This is a genomic window from Thioalbus denitrificans, assembly GCF_003337735.1.
Taxonomy (GTDB): Bacteria; Pseudomonadota; Gammaproteobacteria; order DSM-26407; family DSM-26407; genus Thioalbus; species Thioalbus denitrificans.
In genome coordinates this window covers 92,690-117,034 of sequence record NZ_QPJY01000010.1, presented here as the reverse complement: position 1 = coordinate 117,034, position 24,345 = coordinate 92,690, and the positions used below count along the sequence as shown (strand labels likewise).

15 protein-coding genes are annotated in these 24,345 nt (G+C 70.7%); 11 read left to right on the top strand and 4 right to left on the bottom strand.

The window, feature by feature from the left end; genetic code table 11:
* Window positions 1–98 precede the first annotated feature (98 nt).
* The gene (locus DFQ59_RS20095) at window positions 99–545 is read left to right on the top strand and encodes a DUF4124 domain-containing protein (protein ID WP_114280804.1); all 447 of its coding nucleotides are present in this window, start codon (window positions 99–101) and stop codon (window positions 543–545) included.
* 246 nt (window positions 546–791) lie between these two features.
* Here the strand turns inward: DFQ59_RS20095 and speE are convergent, their stop codons facing one another.
* Window positions 792–1,655 carry a polyamine aminopropyltransferase gene (gene speE, locus DFQ59_RS16395; RefSeq protein WP_114280803.1) on the bottom strand — a complete coding sequence of 288 codons (864 nt, stop codon included), beginning with the start codon at window positions 1,653–1,655 and terminating at the stop codon, window positions 792–794.
* Between the two features lie 100 nt (window positions 1,656–1,755).
* Here speE and speA point away from each other — a divergent pair, with 100 nt between their 5' ends.
* The 6 genes from speA to DFQ59_RS16365 all read left to right on the top strand — a co-directional run bounded on the left by speA (window position 1,756) and on the right by DFQ59_RS16365 (window position 13,076).
* A complete protein-coding gene (speA, locus tag DFQ59_RS16390; protein WP_114280802.1) occupies window positions 1,756–3,678 on the top strand; it encodes a biosynthetic arginine decarboxylase in 1,923 nt (640 codons plus the stop codon).
* 187 nt (window positions 3,679–3,865) lie between these two features.
* On the top strand, window positions 3,866–6,475 hold the full coding sequence (locus tag DFQ59_RS16385) for a putative bifunctional diguanylate cyclase/phosphodiesterase (RefSeq protein WP_114280801.1): 2,610 nt from the start codon (window positions 3,866–3,868) through the stop codon (window positions 6,473–6,475).
* 288 nt (window positions 6,476–6,763) lie between these two features.
* Window positions 6,764–7,036 (top strand): DUF6489 family protein, encoded by a 273-nt coding sequence (locus tag DFQ59_RS16380; protein ID WP_114280800.1) that lies wholly within the window; start codon window positions 6,764–6,766, stop codon window positions 7,034–7,036.
* A 59-nt stretch (window positions 7,037–7,095) separates the two neighbouring features.
* Window positions 7,096–11,994: an NAD-glutamate dehydrogenase gene (locus DFQ59_RS16375; protein ID WP_114280799.1), complete on the top strand. Its 4,899-nt coding sequence runs from the start codon at window positions 7,096–7,098 to the stop codon at window positions 11,992–11,994.
* The gene (locus tag DFQ59_RS16370) at window positions 11,987–12,352 is read left to right on the top strand and encodes a cupin domain-containing protein (protein ID WP_114280798.1); all 366 of its coding nucleotides are present in this window, start codon (window positions 11,987–11,989) and stop codon (window positions 12,350–12,352) included. The genes DFQ59_RS16375 and DFQ59_RS16370 overlap by 8 nt, the downstream gene beginning before the upstream one ends.
* Window positions 12,353–12,503: 151 nt before the next feature.
* Window positions 12,504–13,076 (top strand): bacteriohemerythrin, encoded by a 573-nt coding sequence (locus tag DFQ59_RS16365; RefSeq protein WP_170142201.1) that lies wholly within the window; start codon window positions 12,504–12,506, stop codon window positions 13,074–13,076.
* An 81-nt stretch (window positions 13,077–13,157) separates the two neighbouring features.
* Here the strand turns inward: DFQ59_RS16365 and DFQ59_RS16360 are convergent, their stop codons facing one another.
* Window positions 13,158–13,673: a c-type cytochrome gene (locus tag DFQ59_RS16360; protein WP_114280796.1), complete on the bottom strand. Its 516-nt coding sequence runs from the start codon at window positions 13,671–13,673 to the stop codon at window positions 13,158–13,160.
* 68 nt (window positions 13,674–13,741) lie between these two features.
* The gene (locus tag DFQ59_RS19640; protein ID WP_147275277.1) at window positions 13,742–14,077 is read right to left on the bottom strand and encodes a hypothetical protein; all 336 of its coding nucleotides are present in this window, start codon (window positions 14,075–14,077) and stop codon (window positions 13,742–13,744) included.
* 167 nt (window positions 14,078–14,244) lie between these two features.
* Here DFQ59_RS19640 and DFQ59_RS16355 point away from each other — a divergent pair, with 167 nt between their 5' ends.
* Window positions 14,245–14,658: a glutamate-ammonia-ligase adenylyltransferase gene (locus DFQ59_RS16355; RefSeq protein ID WP_114280795.1), complete on the top strand. Its 414-nt coding sequence runs from the start codon at window positions 14,245–14,247 to the stop codon at window positions 14,656–14,658.
* 210 nt (window positions 14,659–14,868) lie between these two features.
* On the opposite strand, the gene DFQ59_RS16350 is transcribed toward DFQ59_RS16355, so the two are convergent.
* Window positions 14,869–15,846, bottom strand: coding sequence for a YbgA family protein (locus tag DFQ59_RS16350; RefSeq protein WP_114280794.1), 978 nt, complete (start codon window positions 15,844–15,846; stop codon window positions 14,869–14,871).
* 129 nt (window positions 15,847–15,975) lie between these two features.
* Here DFQ59_RS16350 and DFQ59_RS16345 point away from each other — a divergent pair, with 129 nt between their 5' ends.
* The 3 genes from DFQ59_RS16345 (at window position 15,976) to DFQ59_RS16335 (ending at window position 24,342) form a co-directional block, all read left to right on the top strand.
* The gene (locus DFQ59_RS16345; protein ID WP_114280793.1) at window positions 15,976–19,056 is read left to right on the top strand and encodes a mechanosensitive ion channel domain-containing protein; all 3,081 of its coding nucleotides are present in this window, start codon (window positions 15,976–15,978) and stop codon (window positions 19,054–19,056) included.
* Window positions 19,057–19,132: 76 nt separating this feature from the next.
* Window positions 19,133–20,887: an autotransporter assembly complex protein TamA gene (locus DFQ59_RS20555; protein ID WP_114280792.1), complete on the top strand. Its 1,755-nt coding sequence runs from the start codon at window positions 19,133–19,135 to the stop codon at window positions 20,885–20,887.
* Entirely contained in the window at window positions 20,884–24,342 is a 3,459-nt protein-coding gene (locus DFQ59_RS16335; RefSeq protein WP_114280791.1) for a translocation/assembly module TamB domain-containing protein, read from the top strand. Before DFQ59_RS20555 ends, DFQ59_RS16335 begins: the two co-directional genes overlap by 4 nt.
* Window positions 24,343–24,345 lie beyond the last annotated feature (3 nt).

Genomic DNA, 24,345 nt, shown 5'->3' with positions numbered 1-24,345 from the left:
CGGAACACGGAACACGGAACACGGAACACGGAACACGGAACACGGAACACGGAACACGGAACACGGAACACGGAACACGGAACACGGAACACGGAAACATGCCCCGAGCAATCGCCCTCCTGCTGCTCGTCCTGGCCGTCCCGGCCGGCGCGGGGGATATCTACCGCTGGACCGACGCCCAGGGGCAGGTGCACTTCGGTGACCGGCCGCCGGCGGGAGCGGGTGAGGCGCTGCCGCTGACCAGCCGCCCGACGCCGCCGGCGCCGGAGCCCGACGCCGGGGCGCGGCGGGCGCGGCAGGATCGGTTGCTGCGGGCGTTCGAGACGGAGCGCCGGGAGCGGGCGGAGCAGGCCGCGGCCGCCCGCGCGGAGACCGAGCGGCGCGAGCGCAACTGCCGCATCGCCCGGGAGCGTCTGGAGGGCGTGCGCTCGGCCGCCTACCTGTTCCGGCGCGACGAGTCCGGCGAGCGGGCGATCCTGGACGCCACGGAGCGGGCCGCGGCGGAGGCGGAGACCGAGGCGCTGGTGGCCCGGTGGTGCGACTGAAGGGCGTGCCGTCTCCCGCGGCGTGGATTCCTCCATGCCCCAGTGGCTCGAGCCGGGGCCGTGCCTGGCCGGATAAATCCGGCCCTACGGGACGGGCGGGGTTCCCCCCGGTGTAGGTGCGGATTCATCCGCACACGCCGCAGACGGCCGGGGCCGGCGTGGGCGTCAGGCCACCGGCCTGGCCGGATGAATCCGGAACTGCGCACCAGCTTTTCTCCGTCACCCTGTAACTCTGTAACCCTGAATCTATTCCGGCAGCCCCTCCAGCATGAACTGGGGCAGAGCCAGGGCGCCCTGGTGCAGCCCGGCGTTGTAGTAGCGGGTGGGGAAGGGGCGGGCGCGGGCATCCGCCTCGCGGAAGGCGTCCAGCGGCTCGCCCTTGCGGGCCATGGTGGCCGACCACCAGCCGGAGGGATAGACCGGCTGCGGGAAGTGCAGGGTGCGGGTGTGGCTGAAGCCGGCGGCGCGCATGGCCTTGTGCATGGGCTGGATGATGCGCTCGAAGTGCAGCAGCGGCGACTCGCTCTGCTGCACCAGGATGCCGCCCTTGCCCAGCGCCCGGAAGCAGTTGCGGTAGAAGGGTTCGCCGAACAGCCCCTCGGCCGGGCCGATGGGATCGGTGGAGTCGATGATGACCAGGTCCACGGAATCGGCCGGGGCCTGCTTCATCCACGCGATGCCGTCGCCGAAATGGAGCTCCGCCCGCGGGTCGCCGTTGGCCTCGCACAGCTCCGGGAAGTACTCCTCGGACAGGCGCGTCACCCGCTCGTCGATCTCCACCTGCAGGCAGTGCTCCACGCCCGGGTGGCGCAGCACCTCGCGCAGCGTTCCGCAATCGCCGCCGCCGATGATGACCACGCGCTTCGGATCGGCGTGGGTGAACAGCGCCGGGTGGGACATCATCTCGTGGTAGAGGAAGTTGTCCCGCGAGGTGAGCATCACCAGCCCGTCGAGGGTCATGAGGTAGCCCCACCGGGTGGTCTCGTAGATGTCGAGGCGCTGATAGGGGGTCTGCTCCTCGTAGACGTGGCGCGCGGTCTCCAGGGAGAAGGCGCTGCCGTGCTCCTCGCAGCGCTCGGTAAACCAGTTGCGGGGTGTTTCCTGGGCCATGACGGGCTCCACTGCCGGAAAGGGAACAAGGGTGCCAAAAGATACCGGAAGGGCGGCAGGAGCCACAAGGGACTGTGATCACCTGGCCCGCTGCCCGATAATGGGCCATTACAGCAGCGACGGGAGCCGGTCAGCGGTGAGCTGGACTATCGACAAGGCGCGCGAACTCTACAGCACCGCCAACTGGGGCGGCGGTTATTTCGACGTGAACGGCGACGGCCACCTGGTGTGCCGTCCGGATCGCGATCCCGCCCATCCCGGCGTGGACCTGGTGGCGCTGGTGCGCGAGGTGCGCGAGGCGGGGCTCATCCTGCCGGTGCTCGTGCGCTTCACCGGTATTCTCCACGACCGGGTGGACACCCTCTGCGGCGCCTTCGCCGCGGCGACCGCGGCGGAGTCCTACCGGGGCCGCTACACGGCGGTCTATCCCATCAAGGTGAACCAGCAGCGCCGGGTGGTGGAGGAGATCCTGCGCCACGGCGGCGGCCGCGTGGGCCTGGAGGCGGGCAGCAAGCCGGAGCTGATGGCGGTCTTGGCGCTGTCCCGGCCCGGGCGCGGGGTGATCATCTGCAACGGCTACAAGGACCGTGAGTACATCCGCCTGGGCCACATCGCCCGGGCCATGGGCCACCGCATCCACCTGGTCATCGAGAAGCTCTCGGAGCTGGAGACGGTGATCGCCACCGCCCGCGAGCTGGGGGTGAAGCCGCTGCTGGGGATCCGGGTCCGGCTCGCCTCCATCGGCGCCGGCAAGTGGCAGAACACCGGCGGCGAGAAGGCCAAGTTCGGCCTCTCCGCCGCCCAGGTGCTGGAGGTGGTGCGGCGCCTGAAGGCGGCGGACATGCTCGAGTGCCTGCAGCTCCTGCATTTCCACATGGGCTCCCAGATCGCCAATATCCGCGACATCCAGGCCGGCCTGCGCGAGGGCGCCCGCTACTACGCCGAGCTGCACCGGCTCGGGGTGCCCATCGCCACCGTGGACATCGGCGGCGGGCTCGGGGTGGACTACGAGGGAACCCGCTCCCGCGCCTACTGCTCCATGAACTACAGCGTGCAGGAGTACGCCAACAACGTGGTGCACCTGCTGGCCGAGGTGTGCGCCGAGGAGAACCTGCCCCACCCGGACATCATCACCGAGTCGGGGCGGGCCATGACCGCCCACCACGCGGTGCTGCTCACCAACGTCATCGACATCGAGCGGGGTCCCGACCAGGACGTCCCGCCGCCGCCGGTGGAGGCCGAGCCGCTGATCCTCCGCGACCTGCGCTACGGCTTCGAGCACCTGGACCGGCACTCGGCCGTGGAGGCCTACCATGACGCGCTCTACTGGCTGGCCCAGAGCCAGGAGCAGTTCGTCCACGGGCTGCTGAGCCTCGATCAGCGCGCCCTGGCCGAGCGCCTCTATGCCGTCACCTGCCGGCGGGTGCGGGAGCTGCTGGCCCCGGGCAAGCGCAGCCACCGGGAGGTGCTCGACGAGCTCGACGAGAAGCTCGCCGACAAGTATTTCTGCAACTTCTCCCTGTTCCAGTCCCTGCCCGACGCCTGGGCCATCGACCAGTCCTTCCCCATCGTCCCCCTGCAGCGGCTCGACGAGCGCCCCGGCCGGCGGGCGGTGATCGAGGATCTCACCTGCGACTCCGACGGGCGCATCGACACCTTCGTGGAGGAGGGCGGCACCGAGCACACCCTGCCGCTGCATGCCGTCGCCGCCGAGGAGGACTACCTCCTCGGCATCTTCCTGGTGGGTGCCTACCAGGAGATCCTCGGCGACATGCACAACCTGTTCGGGGACACCGACTCGGTCCACGTGGAGGCGCTGCCCGGCGGCGGTCACCGGCTGGTGGAGCCGGTACGGGGCGATACGGTGGACAACGTCCTGCGCTATGTCCACTTCGAGGCGGAGGCGCTGCTCGCCGCCTACCGCGACCAGCTGGAGATCGCGGCGCTGCCGGCGGCGACCCGGGCGGGGTATCTCGAGGAGCTCGAGGCGGGGCTGCGCGGCTATACCTACCTGGAGGACTGAGGTCGCCATCCCGCGGCGTGAGCATGGCCGCCGCAGCGATGGCGTCTCCATCCCCGGTCATCTGCCGCCGGTTTTTTTCCTGCTTCGATTATTTGGGCGTATTTTCAGGATTCCCCGGTTGCGCCACCCGTCCCCGGTTATCCATGCTAGAGTTCCCGGAACCATCGCTGAGGACTCAGGGCACGGCATGCGGGTTCTGCTTCTTGAGGGGGACACCGACAGGGCGCGGCAGCTCGGCGCGCTCGTAACCGGGCCGGAGGAGGCCCGCTGGTCCGTGGTCCACGAACCGGATGCGGACGCGGCCCTGGCGCGCCTCGGCACCGAGGTCTTCGATCTCCTGCTGCTCAATCCCGCCTGCGACGAGGCTGCGGCCTCTCCCGCCAACACCCTCCGGCGTCTCAACGCGGCGCTGCCCGCGCTGCCCATCGTGGCGCTCTGCCCCGGTGACGGCGGCGGGCGGACCGGCGGGTGCGTGGCCCGCGGCCGGGGGGTGGTGGCCTGTCTCGATCGGCGGCTGGCCGAGAATGGAGCCGGGCTGCGCAGGGCGCTGGAGCAGGTGGTGTCCGGATCGAGCAGGGTCACGGGTGAGGCGGGGCGCCTGCACCGGGCGCTGGTGACGCTCAGCCAGTGCAACCAGGCGCTGGTGCGGGCCCCGGACGAGGCCCGCCTGCTGGAACGGATCTGCCAGGTGGCGGTGGGGCCGGGGGGTTATCGCATGGCCTGGATCGGCTTCGCCGTGGAGCAGCCCGGGCGGGTGGTGGAACCGGTGGCGATGGCCGGCCACGTGGAGGGTTACCTCGAGCGCATCCAGGTGCGCTGGGATGACAGTCCGCTGGGCCAGGGACCGGCCGGCCGGGCCATCCGCGACGGCGTGCCGGCCCTGGTCCGCTATGTGCACGAAAACCCGGGCTTCAGCCCCTGGCGCGAGGAGGCGCTGCGTCGCGGCTACGCCTCGGTGCTGGCGTTGCCGCTGCTTCATGACGGCGCCGTCATCGGGGCGTTGTGCATCTATGCCGGGGAGCCGGATGCCTTCGACGAGGGTGAGGTCGCACTGCTCGACGAGTTGGCCGCCGATCTCTCCTACGGCATCACCGCCCTGCGCACCCGCGCCGAGCGGCAGGCGGCGGATGCGCGGATGCGGGTGCTCTCGCGGGCCCTGGAGCAGACCGCCGACGCGGTGATGATCACCGACGCCGGGGGCCGCATCGAGTTCGTCAATCCCGCCTTCACCCGCATCACGGGCTACGGCGCCGCGGAGGCTGTGGGGCAGCCGGCGTCACTGCTCAAGTCCGGGCGGCACAAGGAGCGATTCTACGCCGCCCTGTGGCAGGACCTGGCGGCGGGACGCACCTTCCAGGGCACGCTGATCAACCGCCGCCGCGACGGCAGCATCTACCCGGAAGAGAAGACCATCACCCCCCTGATCGACGGCAGCGGCGCCATCACCCATTACATCTCAACGGGCCGCGACATCACCCGGCGCCTCGAGGACGAGCGGCTCATCCGCTACCTGAGCAGCCGCGATCCCCTGACCGGCCTGCCGAACCGCGCCGCCTTCCTCGAGCGGATCGACCCGGCGCTGAGGCAGGAGGGCGAAGGGGGCGGCGGCGCGGCAGTGGTGCTGCTGGACGTGGATCGGTTCAAGATGATCAACGATACCCTCGGCCCGGGCGGCGCGGACCGGCTCCTGCGCCAGCTGGCGGAACGGCTGGGACGGGTGCTGCGGCCCGGTGACATGCTGGCGCGGCTGGGCAGCGACGAGTTCGCCATCCTGCTGGGCGAGGTGCGCACGCCGGAGCAGGCGATGAGCCGGGTGCGGCGGCTGCAGTCGGTGCTCGCATCCGCCTTCCAGCTGGGCGGCCACGAACTGTTCATCAGCGCCGGCATCGGCGTGAGCCTCTATCCCCATGACGGCATTGATGGTGCCCAGCTGCTCGGCAATGCCGAGGCCGCCCTGCACCGGGCCCGTCTCCAGGGACGCGCCGGCCTGCGGTTCTACACCGCCGACATCGATGCCCGGGCCCACGAGCAGCTGGTCCTGGAGGCGGATCTGCGCCGGGCCCTGGAGCGACGGGAGCTGCGGCTTCACTACCAGCCCCAGCTGGATCTGCAGACCGGCGCGGTGGTGGCCGTGGAGGCGCTGCTGCGCTGGCAGTGCCCCCGCCGCGGGCTCGTCGCGCCGATGGAGTTCATTCCGCTGCTGGAGGAGACCGGCCTGATCGGTCCGGTGGGCGACTGGGTGCTGGCGGAAGCCTGCCGGCAGGCTTCCGCCTGGCATGATGCCGGCCTGCCGCCGCTGGTGATCGCCGTCAACCTCTCCCCGCTCCAGCTGGAGGACGGCGATCTGGCGCAGCGGCTGCAGCGGCACCTGGAACAGGCCCGGCTCCAGCCGGAGCGCCTGGAGCTGGAGATCACCGAGACCACCCTGATGCGCCACGGCGCCGGGACGCTGGCGATGCTGGAGTCCATCAACCGGCTGGGCGTGCAGCTGGCTCTCGATGACTTCGGCACCGGCTATTCCTCGCTCGGCTACCTGACGCGCTTTCCCCTGCACACGGTGAAGATCGACCGCAGCTTCGTCAGCCAGCTGCCGCGCCACGAATACAGCGTGGAGGTGGTGCGCGCCATCGCGGGCCTGGCCCACGGCCTGGGCCTTACCCTGGTGGCCGAGGGCGTGGAACAGCCCGGGCAGGTGGAGCTGCTGCGGGAGCTGGGCTGTCACCGGCTCCAGGGTTTCCTGTTCGCCCGACCGCTGCCGGCCGAGGCCCTGTCCGCGTGGATTGCCGCACGGAACTGAAACCCTTTGCCGATTGCGTTGGTCGGAAGAGTCAAGGGATGAGGATAAGGGCGTTCCGTGGCCAGGGTGGCATCGTGTTCCCGCCCCTATTACCGTGAATGCGTGAATGCGTGAATGCGTGAATGCGTGAATGCGTGAATGCGTGAATGCGTGAATGCGTGAATGCGTGAATGCGTGAGTGCGTGCGGGGATGGGTGCCGCGGCGCCCGCCGCAGCGGTCATCCGCCATCCGCGCGCCGAAGTAGCGCTACACTTGCGGTAACGCCCCCACAGGAGATGGAGTCCGCGATGAAGATAAAGATTGACCTGGAAGCCACCCCCCAGGAGTTGCGCACGTTCTTCGGTCTGCCCGACGTGGAGCCCCTGCAGCGGGAGCTCATGGACCAGATCCGGGAGCGGATGCTCTCCGGCATGGAGGGGTTCGACCCGGCGACCCTGATGAAGCCCTTCCTGCCGCCCCACCTGCAGTCCATGGAAGCGCTGCAGAAGAGCTTCTGGGACGCCTTCTCCGCGGGCATGGGCCAGCAGGGCGGAAAGAAGGCCGGCGGCGGGGAAGAGTAGGAGACGCCGGTTCACCGGGCGGCCGCGGCGGCAGCCGGACACCCCGGCGGGAGAGGTGAATGTCGAGAAAGCCGGAACAGCTCAAGGCTGATCTCATCCGGAAGGTGATCGCCCTGGCCCAGGCCAAGGTTTCCGGGGCCCGCCTGGCGGCCCTGGAATCGTTCATCGAGCAGTACTACCTCCGTGCCGCGCCGGAGGATCTGCTGGAGCACTCGCCCGAGTCGCTCTACGGCATCGTCCTGGCCCACTGGAATTTCCTTCATCTGCGCACGCCCGGCGATGCCCGGATCCATGTCTACAACCCCAGCCACGAGCAGCACGGCTGGCAGTCGATTCACACGGTCGTGGAGATCGTCACCGATGACATGCCGTTCCTGGTGGACTCGGTGCGCATGGCGGTCAACCGGCTGGGGCTGACGCTGCACCTGCTGATTCATCCCGTGCTGCGGGTGGAGCGGGATGCCCGGGGGCGGCTCGGTGTCGTCGTGCCGCCGGGGGCCCCCGCGGAGCGGGGGATCCAGGAGTCGCTGATGCACCTGCAGGTGGACCGGCAGACCGATCCGGCCGAGCTGGCACGGCTGCACCAGACCCTGGAGCAGGTGCTGGCCGACGTGCGCATCACCGTGGATGACTGGAGCCGGATGCGTGAGCGGCTGGAGGCGGTGATCGAGGGGCTCGACCGCACCCCGCCGCCGCTCAACCCGGCCGATCTCAACGAGGATCGGGCCTTCCTGAACTGGTTGCTGGACGGGCACTTCACCTTCATCGGCTATCGGCACTACCGCCTGCTGGAGGAGCGGGGGGAGGACATGCTGCGGGCGCTGCCCGGAACCGGGCTGGGCGTGCTGCGCCGGCGCGAGGAGCACGAGGTCTCGGCAAGCTTCTCCGCCCTGCCCGAACCGCTGCGCCGCCGTGCCCACGAGGCCGAGCTGCTGGTGGTGAACAAGGCCTCCGCCCAATCGACGGTGCACCGCCCGGTGCCGCTGGACTACGTGGGGGTCAAGGAGTTCGACAGCAATGGCGAGGTGGTCGGCGAACACCGCTTTCTCGGCCTCTATACCTCCGCGGCCTACAACCTCTCGCCCTCCGCCATCCCCCTGGTCCGGCGCAAGGTGGCGCGGGTGATGGTGCGTTCGGGGCTGGCCGCCTCCAGCTACGCCGCCAAGGCCCTGCTCAACATCATCGACAACTTTCCCCGCGACGAGCTGTTCCAGGCCGGCGAGGATGAGCTGTTCGACATCACGCTGGGCATCCTGCACCTGCAGGAGCGGCGCCGCATCCGCCTGTTCGTCCGCCGCGATCCCTTCGGCCGCTTCTTCTCCTGCCTGGTGTTCGTGCCCCGCGATCGCTATGACACCGCCCTGCGCATCAAGATGCAGGGCATCCTGCAGGAGGCCTTCGGCGGGACCCGGGCCGAGTTCAACACCCGGTTCTCGGAATCGGTCCTGGCGCGCATCCACTTCACCATCCACACGCCGGTGGGGAGCGAGCCGGCCTACGAGGTGCGCGAGATCGAGCAGCGTCTACAGGAGTCGGCCCGCAGCTGGGCCGACGATTTCCAGCAGGCGCTGATGGAACACTTCGGCGAGGAGCGGGGCAACCGCCTGCTCTCCAGCTACCAGCACGCCTTTCCCGCCGGCTACCGCGAGATCCACCCGGCCTGGACCGCGGTCTATGACGTGGAGCACATCACCCGCCTGCCGGCGGACGGACCCGGCCTGAGCCTCTACCGGCCGCTGGAGGAGACCGGCGGGAACCTGCACTTCAAGCTCTTCGCCCGCGGTGCCCCCATCCCGCTCTCCGACGCCTTGCCGGTGCTGGAGAACATGGGCCTGCGGGTGGTGGGAGAGCAACCCTTCGAGGTGCGCCCGGCCGGGGCCGACCCGGTCTGGATCCACGATTTCCTGATGGTGTTCGCCCGCGGCCCCGAACCGGACCCGGAGGTGGTCCGCACCATCTTCCAGGAGGCCTTCGCCGGCATCTGGCGCGGCGACCTGGAGAACGACGGCTTCAACCGGCTGGTGCTCGAGGCGCGCCTGTCCGGGCGCGAGGTGGCCCTGCTGCGGGCCTACTGCCGCTACCTGCTGCAGACCGGCATTCCCTTCAGCCAGTCCTACATGGAGCAGACGCTCGCCAACAATCCGGAAATCGCCCGCATGCTGGTGCGCCTGTTCCAGGCCCGGGCCAAGCCCCAGGAGAAGGTCCATGCCGAGGCCCGTGCCGCGCGCCTGGAGAAGATGCTGGCCGAGACCCTGGACGCGGTGGCCAACCTCGACGAGGACCGCATCCTGCGCCGCTTCCTGGCGGTGATCCGGGCCACCCTGCGCACCAACTGGTACCAGCGCGGGCCCGATGGGGCGCCCAAGCCCTACCTGGCCATCAAGCTCGATCCGGCCCGCATTCCGGACCTGCCCCTGCCGCGGCCGATGTACGAAATCTTCGTCTACTCGCCCCGGGTGGAGGGGGTGCACCTGCGCGGGGGCAAGGTGGCCCGCGGCGGACTGCGCTGGTCGGACCGCCGCGAGGACTACCGCACCGAGGTGCTCGGCCTGATGAAGGCGCAAATGGTGAAGAACGCGGTCATCGTCCCGGTGGGGGCGAAGGGCGGCTTCGTCTGCAAGCGCCTGCCCGCCGACGGCGACCGCGAGGCGCTGCAGGGCGAGGTGGTCGCCAGCTACCAGACCTTCGTGCGCGGCCTGCTGGACCTGACCGACAACCTGGTCCAGGGCCGGCTGGTGCCGCCCGAGGGGGTGGTGCGGCACGACGACGACGACCCCTACCTGGTGGTGGCGGCGGACAAGGGCACCGCCACCTTCTCCGACACCGCCAACGCCATCGCCCGGGAGTACGGCTTCTGGCTCGGGGACGCCTTCGCCTCCGGCGGCTCCGCCGGCTACGACCACAAGAAGATCGGCATCACCGCCCGCGGCGCCTGGGAGTCGGTGAAGCGCCACTTCCGCGAGCTGGGCCGGGACATCCAGACCAGCCCCTTCACCGTGGTGGGCATCGGCGACATGTCCGGCGACGTGTTCGGCAACGGCATGCTGCTCTCGCCCCACATCCGCCTGGTGGCCGCCTTCAACCACCTGCACATCTTCCTCGATCCCAACCCCGACCCGGAGGCCGGCTTCCGCGAGCGGCAGCGGCTCTTCGCGCTGCCCCGCTCCAGCTGGGCCGACTACGATCGCACCCTGCTCTCCCGCGGGGGCGGCATCCACCTGCGCACCCAGAAGTCCATCGCCCTGTCGCCGGAGGTACGCGAGTGGCTGGGCGTGAGCGCCGAGCACCTCACCCCCAACGAGCTCATCCGCCTCATCCTCACCGCCCCGGTGGATCTGCTCTGGAACGGCGGCATCGGCACCTACGTCAAGGCGGCCCGGGAGCGGAACGCCGACGTCGGCGACCGGACCAACGACGGGGTGCGGGTGGATGGCCGCGATCTGCGCTGCCGGGTGGTGGGCGAGGGGGGCAACCTCGGCTTCACCCAGCTCGGACGGGTGGAGTACGCCGCCGCGGGCGGGCGCATGAACACCGATTTCATCGACAACTCCGGTGGCGTGGACTGCTCCGACCGCGAGGTGAACATCAAGATCCTCCTCAACGCGGTGGTGGACAGCGGTGATCTCACCGGGAAGCAGCGCAACCAGCTGCTGGCGGAGATGACCGACGAGGTGGCGGCGCAGGTGGTGCGGGACAACTACGCCCAGAGCCAGACCTTGAGCCTGATGGCGTTCCAGGCCCCGCAGCTGCTGACCCAGCACAGCCGCTACCTGCACGCCCTGGAGAAGGGCGGGGTGCTGGACCGGGCGCTGGAAGGGCTGCCCGGCGACGAGGAGCTCACCGAACGCCAGGCCGACGACCAGGGGCTGACCCGTCCCGAGCTGGCGGTGCTGTTCGCCTACAGCAAGATCCACCTCTACGGCCAGCTGCTCGAATCCGATCTGCCCGACGACCCGGGTGTGGCGGTGCTGCTGGAACGCTACTTCCCCACGCCGTTGCGCGAGCGGTTCCAGGCGCGGATGGGCGAGCACCGGCTGCGGCGCGAGATCATCGCCGGACAGATCACCAACCAGCTGGTCAACCGCATGGGACCCCTCTATGCCCACCGCCTGGAAGAGGCGACGGGCGCCGGGGCGGCCAACCTGGCCCGGGCCTTCGTCTGGGGCTGCGAGGTCTACGGGGCGGAGGCCCTGTGGGAGGCCATCGAGGCGCTGGACAACCGGGTGCCGGCGGAACTGCAGCTGGACATGCTGCGCAATGCCGCCTGGCTGGTGGAGCGTGCGGCGCTGTGGTTCCTGCGCCGCTACCGCGCCTGTCCGGACGTGGCCGGAACCCTGGCGCGGTTCCGGCCGCGGGTGGCGGAGATTGCCGCCGATCTGCCCCGGCTGCTGGTGGCCGAGGAGCGCCAGGGGCTGCGCAGGCAGGCCAAGGCCCTGGCCAAGAAAGGGGTTCCGGCGGCGCTCGCCGGGCAGGTGGCGGGACTCGGGCAGCTGCCCTCCGCCCTGGATATCGTGGAGGTGGCCGGCGAGAACGGCGTGGACGTGAAGAGCGTCGCCCACCTCTATTTCCATCTCGGCGACGCGCTGGAGACCTGGTGGCTGCGCCAGCATATCGCCGCGCTGCCCCAGCAGAACTACTGGCAGGCCCGCGCGCGGACCGCCCTGCGCGACGAGCTGCTTGAGCAGCAGGCCGCGCTCACCATGGCCACCCTCGCGCTGGCCCCGGAGGAGGAGTCCACGGCCGCCCGCCTGCGCGCCTGGAAACAGTGCTGCGAGCCTTACCTCGGTCGCTGGGAGCAGGTGCTCGGCGAGCTGAAGGTGGCCACCAGGGTGAGCTACGAGATGCTCACCGTGGCGGTGCAGGAGCTCCGCGAACTGGTCTCCGCCTGCCAGCCGGGCGCTGAACAGGCCTGTGAGGTGGACCTGGAAACGGAGCCGGATCCTGCCGGCGATGAGTGAGCGCTACCCGACAACCGGAGGGCTGTTTCCCCTGCCGGGACCCGGGACGGGGGAGTGTTGCGACCCGCTCCTGGAACGGCCGGGCCTGCGTATCGAGCGCATCGTCTCCCGCGGCCATGTCAGCCCCGCGGGGTTCTGGTACGACCAGGACGAGGCGGAGTGGGTACTGGTGGTGGAGGGCCGTGCCCGCCTGCGGGTGGCGGGGGAGGCACGGCCCCGCGAGCTGGGCCCCGGCGACTGGATCCACCTGCCCGCCCGCTGCCGCCACCGGGTGGAGTGGACCGACCCGGAGCGGGAAACGGTGTGGCTGGCGGTGTTCTACACGGAGCCGCATGAAAAACCGACTAGACAGGATTGACAGGATTATTCCTGACTGGTGACTGGTGACTGGTGACTGGTGACTGGTGACTGGTGACTGGTGACTGAATTGCCAGCCGCCAATGACCATCCCGTTCCGGGTGTTAAAATCCACCGCACGTGCCCGTTCACTCTCTGGAAGACGATTGCCGATGAAAAAGCTGTTCGACCGATATCTCCAGGCGGCGCTCCTGGTGGTCCTGACCGTTGCGGCCCTGCTGGCGTTCCTGGGCCCCGGCGCGGGCAGCCCGCTGCCGTGGCTGGTGCTCCTGGCCCTGGCGGGCGGCGTCTACCTGTCGCGCCGCGGCGAGGGGGAGGGCGGTTTCCTCGCCTGGAAGGAGGAGTATGCCGTGGGGATCGAGGTCATCGACCTGGAGCACAAGCGGCTGCTCAACCTCATCAACAATCTCCAGGCGGCGGTGCGCTTCCGGACCGGCGAGGAGTTCGAGCGCCAGGCCCTGGAGGAGCTGGTGGACTACACCCGCTACCACTTCCAGCGCGAGGAGAAGCTGATGGAGCAGCACGGCTATCCCGACCTGGTGGGGCACAAGGCCCAGCACGACCAGATGATCAACCAGGTGGACACCTTCGTGCGCCGCTACGAGGAGCGCGGCCGCGACGCCCTGGCGGAGGTGGCCGATTACCTCAGGCTGTGGCTGCTGCAGCACATCAACGGCACCGACAAGAAGTACGTTCCCTACCTGCAGGAGCAGGGGGTGCGTTGAGGGCACAGTGGCGGGCTGTAGGTGCAGATTCATCTGCACGCTCCCCCCGCTCCGATCTCTGCCGGCCGGATAAATCCGGCCCTACCGGCCGCCCTGATCCCCTTCCGCCCGGCGCGATCGCGCCCGGGCGTCGATTTGGCTCCAGTTGGCGTAGGCCTGTTCGGGCCAGCGGGACTGGAACCAGGCGATGACCGCCAGTATCTCCTCCTCATCCAGTTTCCCGCCCCAGGCCGGCATGTTGCCCTGGCCGCCGGGACTGCCGTTGCGGATCACGTAGCGGAGCATGCCCAGCGGGTGGTGCCAGGCGTGCCCGCTGCCGTTCAGCGGCGGGGCGGGATACCTGCCGTCCGGGCCCGGCTGGCGCCAGTCGGATGCGCCCTGGGCGGCCGGGCCGTGGCACTCGGCGCAGTGCCGGCCATAGATCGCCATTCCCTGCCGCACCTGGGCGGCGCTGTACCAGCGCGGTGCGGGAGCGGCGGAGCCCGCCGGTGCCTGGGTGGAAGCCAGGGCGGTGCCGCCGTCGGCGCTGGCCTGGTCACTGGAGTCGCAGCCGCCCAGCAGGAGAGCGGCGCAGGCGATGAGCGTGAGTCTGTGCATGGGTCTGAACCTCGTTGCGGCATGGGGTGCCACCCCCGGTGGGGGTGGGCGCGCTGCGGGGCAGGGGTTCAGGCGCGGGGTGGCCGGAGCTGCGGCTGGCGGTGGCCGGGCCGCAACGGGCCGTCGTCGTTGAAGGGCGGTGCCGCGCAGCCGGTGCGGGGACTGATCGGGAGGCGCGGCTCGGAAAGCGCCGCGGCGGTGGCCGGGAGGCAGCCGCCGCAATGCCGGGATTCGGAGCCATGGGGCGCTGAGTCCGGGCAGTCCGGGCCGGCCAGTGGACAATCGGCGTGGGACATGGCCGGGACGCCTGCGCCGGCGGTACCGACCGCGGGCAACATCACCGCCACCGCCACCGCCAGAAACAGCAGCAGTATTCGCGGGAGTCGATGCTGGCGGCGGGGCATGGTCATTCCGGGGCGGGCGGTGATTGCCGGGTAGTAGTTGACAATATCGCTCCGGTATGGCGCGAGGTCAAGACCTGCCCCGGCCAGCGATTGCGATGGGTCAATGCCGGGACGTCCGGAGGGGTCTAACCTGACTGGCTCCTGGGACTGCCGACCGGAGTCAGCGCATGGATAGGACCACCGGAATCTTCGCCCTGTTGCTCCTGGCGGCGCTCGCCGGGGTCGTCGCCGTGAGCCTCCACCAGGATCCGCGCCGCGCGGAGCTGAACCGCGTGCTGGCGGCGAATCCCGAACTCTCCGCCTACCCCTACCATTTCCGCGTCCTGCGGCTGGAGGGCGACACGGCCGTCATGGGCACACCCCGTTCCCCGGAGGTGCCGGTGGCCCGGATCCTGGGCCTGCTCCACCCCGAGGTGGCCGGCCTCGGTCCCGACACCCCGGAATTCCAGGCCGCCCAGCATAAGCTCGCCGCCCACCAGCAGCTGGCCCGGCGCCTGGTCCTGGAGCACCCGGGCATCACCGACGCCCGCTGGGAACTCGACCGCGAATGGCTCCGCGCCCACGGCGTCGGCGTGCCGTGAAGATTTGTTGTTGAAATAGACAGGATTTACAGGATTCACAGGATGAAATGAGACAAAGACCTGTGAACCGCAGATTACGCAGATTTACGCAGATTTATATTCAATGATCAGGCTATTGCCCGCGGTTGGCTGCGATGTCCGGGCATGTTCCGTCTCATCCGCACCATCCACCGACAGAAAAAATCCTGTCAATCCTGTCTATTCAAACCATCAAATCATGTTCCGCAGCAGCAGCTCCTCGGGGTAGGGCTCCAGGTAGACCTGGCCGGCCACGTAGGGGTGGGGGTGGCGGCGGAAGTGGTGCTTGAGCAGGGTGATGGGTACGATGAGGGGGAGCCGGCCGGTGCGGTAGCGGTCGATCAGCTCCAGCAGTTCGGCCTTGTCCTCCCGGTCCAGGTGCTTCTTCAGGTAGCCCATGAGGTGCATGAGCACGTTGCTGTGGCGCCTGGGGGTGGCGCGGAATTTCAGTGCCGCCATGAACCGGGCGATGTAGGCGTCGGCCAGCTCGCCGATGGGTCCCTTGCCCGCCTCCGCCACCATCCGGCCCAGCGCCCGGTAGTGCTCCTGGCCGTGGGCCATGAGCACGAGCTTGTGGGCGGCGTGGAACTCCACCAGCTTGCGCGGGGTCATACGGGTGGTGCGCAGCTGCTGCCAGCGGTAGTAGGCGTAGACGCGCTCGATGAAGTTCTCCCGCAGCGCGGGGTCGTTGAGCCGGCCCTCCTCCTCCATCGGCAGCAACGGCTGCTGCTGCCGGAAGCTGCGGACGTAGATGCCCACGCCGCTGGCGGCGGGAGGGGTACCGGGTTCGCCGTAGACCTTCACCCGCTCCATGCCGCAACTGGGCGATTTGCTCTTGAGCAGGTAGCCGCTGAAGTCGTCATGGGTCCGGCCCATGTCGCGTCCGTACTGTTCCAGCTTGCCGGTGACGTCCGTGGACCGGTCCCGCACCCCGACGGCGCGGGGCCGCTCCGGGTCGCCCTGGAGCCGGATGGGGGGGCGCGGGATGCCCATGCCGATGGCCACTTCCGGGCACAGGGGCACCAGCTCGAAGTAGCGCCCGAGAATGTCGCTGATGAACCCGGAACGCTTGTGTCCGCCGTCGAAGCGGACCTCCTCGCCCAGCAGGCAGCTGCTGACGCCGAGGCGGATGCGGGGCTGGACGGCGGCTTGCTGCACGTCTTCGCTCATGGCGCGGGACTCCTGAGCTGGTCGCGTAATCGACGGCGGGCACAGTACACTAACATTCTAGATAGTCACTCTAGATAGTCACGCTGGATAGTCTCCGGCTCAACCGGCTGGACAGGGGCAGACCCGAGCATGGATTCCCAGGCGTCACACAGGCATCGCCGCCGCCGCACGCGGCTGGGCGGCGTGCTGCTCCTGCTGCTGGCCGGACTCTGGCAGTCCCCCCTGCCGGCCCAGCCGGCCCCCGTGGGGGACAGCGGCACGGCCACGCGGCAGCGCGGATTGGAGGACGAGTCGGCGGCGCTCGATACTAGTCGGGCCGAGATCGAGGCCCGGCGCGGTGAAATCCAGCGCCTGCGCAGCGGCCAGGACCAGCGCCTGGTGGATGCGGCGATGGTGGACGAGGCCCGTCTGGCCCTGGAGTCGGCGCGGGTGCAGCAGGAGTCGGCGCGGCTGGATGCGGTGGCGGCGGAGCGCCGCGTCAGCGATCTGCAGGGCAGCATCCAGCGCCAGGACGATCAGCTCAAGTCGCTGCGCTCGGGGGGCGGTGGCGACCAGTCGCCGGCGAAGCGGGAGGCGGCCATCGCCACCGCCGAGGCGGCACTCAAGGATCTGCAGAACCAGCTGGCGCTGCAGCGCCAGCAGCTGGACAACCTCAATCAGCGCGCCGACCTGGCCCGGCAGCGCCAGACCCTGGCCGAGGAGTGGTACTCGCTGCTCCAGGAGCGCTATCTCAGCCAGCAGGAGCGCAGCCGCAAGCAGGCGCTCGAAGACCTCGAACAGCGCCTGGCCAAGGCCCAGGAAGAGCAGATGGCCCGCGCCAACAAGCTGCGCGAGCAGCTGCGGCAGCTGCCCGCGGAAGGCAAGGAGGGTGAGCGCCTGCTGCTGGAGGGACAGATCCAGGAGGTGGAGGAGGGCGTCTACCTGCTGCAGCTGCAGCTCAAGGGCGAACGACTGCGCACCCTGGTGGGCAACCTGGAACAGGCGCTGCCTGATCTCGACGTGTCGGGCGAGGTGCTCGACACGGCGCGGACCGACCTGGGGGCGCGCCTGGGTGAGCTGCGCACGGCGCTGGACCTGGCGCGCCGCAAGCAATCGTTGCTGCAGCAGCAGATCCAGGTGCTCGAGAAGCGCCAGGCCCTGAGTCCGGAGATCCAGAAGCAGGTGGAGCGGGAGCGCCAGCTCCTGGATCAGCTGGCGAAGCGTTTCGACACGCAGATAAAGCAACTGGAACCCCTGCTGGAGCAGGCCCAGGCCCGCTTCGACGCCATCGATGCCGCCTACCGCGAAAGCGTCAAGCGGGGACTGACCGTGCGCCATCGCCTGCCCGGCGATCTGGCCGCCTGGGGCGACCTGGCGAACGAGCTGGCCGGCCTGCCCCGGGTTATCGCCGATGCCCTGCTCGACACCGCGCTGAAGCTCCGGGGTGCCCTGGCCCAGGCGGATGTCGGGCGCTGGCTGCTGTTCGCCCTGCTGGAGCTGGTATTGCTCGCCGTGCTGCTGCCTCTGTGGCGCATGGGCACCCCGGACGGTGCGGCCATCGCGGCCACGGACAACTTCACCCTGCGCTTCATCCGGGTGGGGCTGGCCCTGCTCCACGGCAGCCGCCTGGCGCTGCTGGTGGGCGGCTCCCTGCTGCTGCTGGCCTGGATCACCGGCGCGGCGCCGCCTGCGCAGGGGATCATCCTGCTGCTGGGCTCGCTGTGGCTGGGCACGGTGCTGCTGGTGGGGCTGTCACGCTGGCTGCTGGTCTCGGAGCTGGTGCCCGTGGAGCGCCGGCAGCACGGCATGCACCGGCTGGTGCGCGGGGTCACGGCGGTGGCGGCGCTGTTCGCCGTGGTGGTGATGCTCGGTCACCTGGGCTTTTTCTCCACCACCCTGCGGGATCTGCTCGACCGCCTGTTCATGGTGTTCCTGCTTCCGTTGATCTTCGTATCGCTGCGCCTGCGCACCGTGCTGATGGATTCGGTCCGCGAGCGCATGCGCCGGCAATGGGCCCAGCTGCTGAGCCTGCTCAGCTTCACCGTGCCGCTGTCGATGCTGGCCGCGGCGGTGCTGGGCCTGGTGGGTTTCATCAACCTGGCCTGGTCGGTGGCCTCGCACCTGGGCTGGCTGCTGCTGGTGCTGTTCGTCTGGCTGGTGGTGCGGGGCGTGATGCGCGACCTGGTCAACAGCCTGAAGAGCCTGGTGGTGGAGCGCACCCACAACGGCCTGCTGTGGGCCCAGGGCGTCATCGATCCCCTGCAGAAGCTGGCCCGTGTCGTGCTGGCGCTGGTGGCGCTGGCGGTCCTGTTCCGGCTCTACGGCTGGGGGGCCGAGTCGGCCGTGGTGGTGACGCTGAAACAGTGGCTGGATGCGCCGCTGTTCAGCATCGGCGAGATTTCGGTGACGCTGCGCCAGCTGCTGGGGACGGCCCTGACCCTGGTGGTGGTGATCTGGCTCGGGCGCTGGGCGCGGCAGTTCACCTACCGCTGGCTCTATGCGCGCATCAGCGACCTGGGGGTGCGCAACAGCCTGTCGGTCTTCACCCAGTACGCGCTGGTGCTGCTCGGGGTGCTCATCGCCCTCAACACCATGGGCATCGACCTCACCAGCCTCGCCATCTTCGCCGGCGCGCTCGGTGTCGGTATCGGTTTCGGCCTGCAGAACATCGCCAACAACTTCATCAGCGGCATCATCCTGCTGGTGGAGCGTCCCATCCGCACCAGCGACTGGGTCACCATCTCCAGCAACCAGGGGGAGGTGACCCGCATCGGCATGCGCTCGGTGACGGTGACCACCTGGGACAACCAGGACGTCATCATCCCCAACGCCGACATCATCAGCACGGCCTTCATCAACTGGACCCGCAGCGACAACTACGTGCGCACGGTGTTCCAGGTGGGGGTGCACTACCGGAGCGATCCCCGCCTCGCCCAGAAGGTGATGCTGGAGGCGGTCAACGCCCACCCGGCGGTGGTCGCCCAGCCCGAGCCGCGGGTCTACCTGATCGATTTCGGCGCCTCCTCGGTGGATTTCCGGGTGCACTACTTCGTGGACGTGCGCCGCCATTCGCCGTTCCAGGTGAAATCCGAAATCCTGTTCGCGATCTGGGACGCCCTCAGGCAGGCCGGCATCGAGATTCCCTTCCCGCAGCAGGATCTCTACATCAAGGAGTGGCCCGAGCGGACGCACCCGCCGGCCGTCGCGGACATGCCGGAAGGGGCCGCGTGAAGCGCCGCCCGGTTCGCGCCGGGTGGCTGAATCCGGCAGACTCGTGGGAACTGCGCCAAACAGTGATGCCGTCGCCATGATGCGGAATCATGCTCAAGCTGTCCGTGCCCTGTCCGCCGCCCTGGCCTGGGCCGTCCTGCTGCTGTGGTCCCTCGGGGCCCTGGCGCAGCCGCGGGTGGAGGTGCGCCTGGAAGGGATCGAGGGGGAGCTGGCCGACAACGTGCGCGCCTACCTGAGCCTGATCCAGAGCCCGCCGGACAGCGAGGCCCACCTGCGGCGGCTCTACCGGCAGGCGCCCGCGGAGATTGAACAGGCCCTGGCCGCCCTGGGCCACTACCGCCCCCGCATCGAGCCGGCGCTGAACCCTGATGGCGAGGCCTGGGTGGCGGAGTTCCGCATCGATCCCGGCCCCCCGGTGCGGGTCACACGCTTCGCCCTCACGCTCAGCGGCGCCGGGGCGGAGGACCGGGCCTTCCGCGAACTGCGCGGGCGCCTGCCGGTCAAGGAGGGCGATGTCCTCCACCATGGCCGCTACGCCGAGGCCAAGCGCAGCCTGCAGAACCTGGCGCTGGCGCGGGGCTACTTCGATGCCCGCTTCACCCGCAGCGAGGTGCGGGTGGAGCGGGGGGCGGACAGCGCCGAGGTGATACTGGACTACGACACCGGCCCCCGCTACCGCTTCGGGGCGGTCCGGTTCGGCGACTCGGCCCTGGAGGAGTCCTTCCTGCGCCGGTTCGTGACCATCGAGCCGGGCGATCCCTACCTGGTGGACCGCATCACCGCCCTGCAGACGGCCCTGGTCAACAGCGACTATTTCGCCGAGGTGAACATCAGCGCGCCGCCGGAGGAGGCCGAGGGGCTGGAGGTGCCGGTACGGGTCGAGCTGGTGGACCGCAGGCGCCACAAGTACAGCTTCGGCCTGGGCTACGGCACCGACACCGGGCCGCGGGCGAGCGCCGGCTGGGAGAGCCGGCGCATCCGCCGCAACGGCGAACGCGCCAACGCCCAGCTGGAGCTCTCGGCCATCCGCTACGCCCTCACCGCCGGTTACGAGATTCCCCTGGCGAAGCCCATGAGCGACCGCCTCCTGTTCCAGGCCAGCCTGCGCGACGAGTCCACCGACACCGCCGAGTCCACCAGCCTGCTGCTGAGCGCCCGCCGGGTGGAGAGCCTGGAGAGCGGCTGGCTGCGGGACCTCTCCCTGAACTTCCTCGAGGAATACTCCACGGTGGCCGGGGAGGAGGTGGATGCGCGCCTGCTCTATCCGGCGGTGGGTTGGACCCGGGTGGACGCGGACGACCGCATGCGGCCGCGCCGCGGCCGCCGCCTCGGACTGGAGGTGAAGGGCAGCGACCCGGCGCTCGGCTCCGACGCCCGCTTCCTCCAGGGCCGGGTGGATGCGAAGTTCATCGAGCCCCTGGGCGCGGGGGGGCGGGTGCTGGCGCGGGGCAACCTGGGCGCCACCCTGGTGGAGGACGTGGAGTCTTTGCCGGCCAGCCTGCGCTTCTTCGCCGGCGGCGACCAGAGCGTGCGCGGCTACGGCTACAACGAGCTGGGCCCGGAAAACAGCGCCGGCGACGTGATCGGCGGCCGCTTCCTCCTGGTGGGGAGCGTGGAGTACGAGCACCGCATCACCGGCAACTGGAGCGCCGCGGCCTTCTACGACGTGGGCAACGCCCTCGACGACTGGGACGGGGAGCTCAAGCAGGGCGTGGGCGCGGGCCTGCGCTGGCAATCGCCGGTGGGACCCATCCGGGTGGACCTGGCAGTGGCCGTGAGCGAGCCCGGCACGCCGCTGCGCCTCCACTTCAACATGGGGCCCGACCTGTGAAGCGACTGCTCGCCGCCGGGCTGGCCAACCTGCTGCTGCTGCTCGCCCTGCTGCTGGCGGCGCTGGGGATTATCGCGGGGACCGAGCCGGGCACCCGCTGGCTGTGGCGGTTTGCCCAGCCCCTGGTTCCCGGGGAGCTGGCGGCGGAGCGCGTGGGCGGCACCCTGCTCGGGGGGCTGCGGCTGGAGGGTCTGAATTACCGCGGCGCGGGGCTGGAGCTGACGCTCGGGCGGCTGGAGCTGGACTGGCGGCCATCGGCGCTTACGCTGCGCCGGCTGCACGTCACCCGCCTGGCCCTCGAAGACCTGGACCTGCGGCTCCCCCCGCCGGCCCCCGACGTCCCCCCCGCCGGCGCCCCGGTGCTGGCGGATCTCCTGCTGCCCCTGGACCTGCGGGTCGACCAGGCGCGCCTGGAGCGGGCGGTGATCCACCGGGAGGCGCAGTCCTGGCCGCTGGACCGGGTCGAGCTGGCCGCCGGGTTCGAGGGCGGCGTCCTGCGCCTGGAGCGGCTGGAGGCGGATGCGCCGGAACTGGCCGTGCGCAGCAGCGGCAGCCTGGCCACGACGGCGGAGTGGCCGCTGGAGCTGACCCTGGAATGGCGCCTGAAGTTGCCTGAGCAACCCGAGCTGGCGGGCGCGGGGACGCTGTCCGGGCCGCTGCTCACCCCCACGCTCGAACACCGTCTGACGGCGCCGTTCGCCCTGTCCACCAGCGGTCGCCTGGCGCTCGGCGGGGAGGCGCCCGCGGCCGAGCTGAGCGGCCGCTGGGAGGGGCTGCGCTGGCCGCTGGCGGGCGATGCGGTGACGGTGGCGAGCGCCAGCGGCGGCTACCGCTTCAGCGGCGGGGCGGCGCAGTGGAGCGCGAGCCTGGAGGCGGCGATCACCGGGGCGCAGATACCGCCCGGGCAGTGGTCGGCCGAGGCCCGGGGCGACAGCACGGGCCTCAGGCTGGAGGCGCTGCGCGGCGGCATACTGGACGGGGAGCTGACCGCCGCCGGCGAGCTGGCCTGGTCCCCGGCGCCGAGCTGGCGGGTCGAGCTGGCGGGCAGCGGGCTCGACCCCGGTACCCGGTGGCCGGAATGGCCGGGCCGGCTGGCCCTGGCGGGCAGCAGCGAGGGTCGGCTCGGCGAGGGCGGGGTGGAGGCGCAAATCCGCCTGGAGCGCCTGGACGGCACCCTCCGCGGCTATCCGCTGGAAGCGCAGCTGGCGGCCGGGGTGGCGGGCGAGTCCGTCAGGGTGGAGCGGGCCACGCTGCGTTCCGGTGAGACCCGCATCGAGGCCGCCGGTGGCCTGGACCGGGAGTGGGCGCTCACCTGGCGGGTCGCCTCGGCCAATCTCGCCGAGCTGCTGCCGCAGCTGGGCGGCGCCCTGCAGGCCAGCGGCACCCTGCGCGGTCCGCGGGCCGCGCCCCGGGTGCAGGCCAGTGTGCACGGGGAGTCCCTGGCGCTGGAGGGGATGCGGATGGCGAGCCTGGATGGCAGCGTGGACCTCGATCCCCTGGACCAGGCGCCCTCCCGGCTCGACCTGGCCGCCGGGGGGCTGGCGCTGGATGGCGAAACGATCGGCAACCTGCGCCTGGCGGGGGAGGGGCGGACCACGTCCCACCGGCTGCGGCTCGATCTCACCGGCGGCGAGCCGACCCTGGCGCTGGCCGCCAGCGGCGGCTGGAACGGCAAGGCCTGGGAGGGACGGCTGGAGCGCCTGGATCTGGCCCAGCAGCAGGCCGGCGCCTGGACCCTGGAGCGCCCCGCGGCGCTCAGCCTGGGGCCCGCGTCGGCCCGCGGCGATACCCTCTGCCTGGCGAGCGCCCCGGCCCGTTTCTGTGTCGAGGGGCGCTGGGCCCGGCCGAGCGGCTGGTCGGCCAGCGGCCGCCTGGAGCAACTGCCGCTGGAGCGGCTCGGGCCCTGGCTCCCGGAGGGGGTGGCCGTGGAGGGAACCGCCGGGGGCGAGGTCCAGGCGGCGGGTCTCGGTCCGGCGGTCAAGGCCGACCTGCGGCTGGCGGTCCCGGAGACGGTGGTGCGCTACCGGGACCCGGACGGCAAGCCCGCGGCGGTGACGCTCACCGGGCTGAACCTCAGCGGCGCACTGGAGGGGTCCCGGGCCGAGGCGCGGCTGCAGGCGGCGCTGGCCGGCGGGGGCGGGGTTGAATCGCGCCTGACCCTGGCGCGGGGCGCGGCCGGCTGGGGGGAGGCGCGGCTGGGAGGCGAGGCGCAGCTCGAGCTGCCCGACCTGGAACTGGTCGCGGCCTTCGCCCCCGGCCTGGAGCGGCCGCGGGGACAGGTGCGGGCGAACCTCGCCTTTGCCGGCACGGTGGCCGCGCCGCGACTGCAGGGCGAGGCGGCGCTGACCGGCTTCGAGGCCGCCATCCCGCCGCTGGGCATCCGGGTGAGCGAGGGCGAGCTGCGCGCCCGCGGCGACGAGCAGGGCGTCATCGCCCTGACCGGCCGGGCCCGTTCCGGGCCTGGCGCGGTGAGCCTGGACGGGCGGGTGGTGCTGGATGCGCAGCAGGGCTGGCCGCTCCGGCTGCAGGTGCGGGGGAAGGATTTCGAGGCGGTGAACCTGCCCGAGGCCCGGGCCCTCGTCGACCCGGCGCTGGCCCTCGACCTGCAGGGACAGCGCCTGCAGGTGAGCGGCGAGGTGGCCGTGCCCGAGGCGCGCATCACCCTGCGCGAGCTGCCCACCTCCGCGGTGGCGGTCTCCGATGACGTGGTGGTGGTGGACGCCGAGTCGCCGCCGGCGGAGAGGAGCCCGCTCGCGCTGTTCGCCGACCTGACCGTGCGCCTGGGCGAGAAGGTCACGTTCACCGGCTTCGGCCTCGGCGCCCGCCTGGGCGGTTCGCTGCGGGTGCGGGAGGCTCCCGGGCAGGCCCCGCGGGGCGAGGGCGAGCTGCGCATCCTGGAGGGGCGCTACAAGGCCTACGGCCAGGATCTGACCATCGACCGCGGCCGCCTGATCTTCGCCGGCCCCATCGACAACCCGGCCCTGGACCTGCGCGCCACCCGCAGCGTGGGCGACATCGTCGCCGGGCTGCAGGCCACCGGGACCGCCCAGGCCTCGCGGGTGACCCTGTTCTCCACTCCGCCCATGGAGGACGCGGAGGTGCTCTCCTACCTGCTGCTGGGGCGGCCGCTGAACCAGGCCTCCGGGAGCGACGGGCAGATGCTGATGGGCGCGGTGGGGGCGCTGGGCGTCAGCGGCGGCAACCTGCTCGCCAAGCAGATCGGAAACACGCTGGGGCTGGACGATGTGCGGGTGGAGTCCGAGAGCGGCCTGGAGTCCACCAGCCTGGTGCTGGGCCGCTACCTGTCACCGAAGCTCTACGTCAGCTATGGCGTGGGCCTGTTCGAGCCCGGTACCTCGGTGCAGATGCGCTACGATCTCAGCCGCCGCTTCAAGCTCCGGGCCGAGAGCGGAACCCAGAGCGGCATGGACATCCTCTACAGCATCGAGAAGTGAATC

What these genes read in the sequence shown, in the direction of transcription:
- DFQ59_RS16360 (WP_114280796.1), bottom strand. Translation starts at nt 13,673, where the DNA reads ATGCACAGACTCACGCTCATCGCCTGCGCCGCTCTCCTGCTGGGCGGC.
- DFQ59_RS16350 (WP_114280794.1), bottom strand. Translation starts at nt 15,846, where the DNA reads ATGAGCGAAGACGTGCAGCAAGCCGCCGTCCAGCCCCGCATCCGCCTC.
- DFQ59_RS20555 (WP_114280792.1), top strand. Translation starts at nt 19,133, where the DNA reads ATGATGCGGAATCATGCTCAAGCTGTCCGTGCCCTGTCCGCCGCCCTG.
- speE (WP_114280803.1), bottom strand. Translation starts at nt 1,655, where the DNA reads ATGGCCCAGGAAACACCCCGCAACTGGTTTACCGAGCGCTGCGAGGAG.
- DFQ59_RS16380 (WP_114280800.1), top strand. Translation starts at nt 6,764, where the DNA reads ATGAAGATAAAGATTGACCTGGAAGCCACCCCCCAGGAGTTGCGCACG.
- DFQ59_RS16385 (WP_114280801.1), top strand. Translation starts at nt 3,866, where the DNA reads ATGCGGGTTCTGCTTCTTGAGGGGGACACCGACAGGGCGCGGCAGCTC.
- DFQ59_RS16355 (WP_114280795.1), top strand. Translation starts at nt 14,245, where the DNA reads ATGGATAGGACCACCGGAATCTTCGCCCTGTTGCTCCTGGCGGCGCTC.
- DFQ59_RS16365 (WP_170142201.1), top strand. Translation starts at nt 12,504, where the DNA reads ATGAAAAAGCTGTTCGACCGATATCTCCAGGCGGCGCTCCTGGTGGTC.
- speA (WP_114280802.1), top strand. Translation starts at nt 1,756, where the DNA reads ATGGGCCATTACAGCAGCGACGGGAGCCGGTCAGCGGTGAGCTGGACT.
- DFQ59_RS20095 (WP_114280804.1), top strand. Translation starts at nt 99, where the DNA reads ATGCCCCGAGCAATCGCCCTCCTGCTGCTCGTCCTGGCCGTCCCGGCC.
- DFQ59_RS16370 (WP_114280798.1), top strand. Translation starts at nt 11,987, where the DNA reads ATGAGTGAGCGCTACCCGACAACCGGAGGGCTGTTTCCCCTGCCGGGA.
- DFQ59_RS19640 (WP_147275277.1), bottom strand. Translation starts at nt 14,077, where the DNA reads ATGCCCCGCCGCCAGCATCGACTCCCGCGAATACTGCTGCTGTTTCTG.
- DFQ59_RS16375 (WP_114280799.1), top strand. Translation starts at nt 7,096, where the DNA reads ATGTCGAGAAAGCCGGAACAGCTCAAGGCTGATCTCATCCGGAAGGTG.
- DFQ59_RS16345 (WP_114280793.1), top strand. Translation starts at nt 15,976, where the DNA reads ATGGATTCCCAGGCGTCACACAGGCATCGCCGCCGCCGCACGCGGCTG.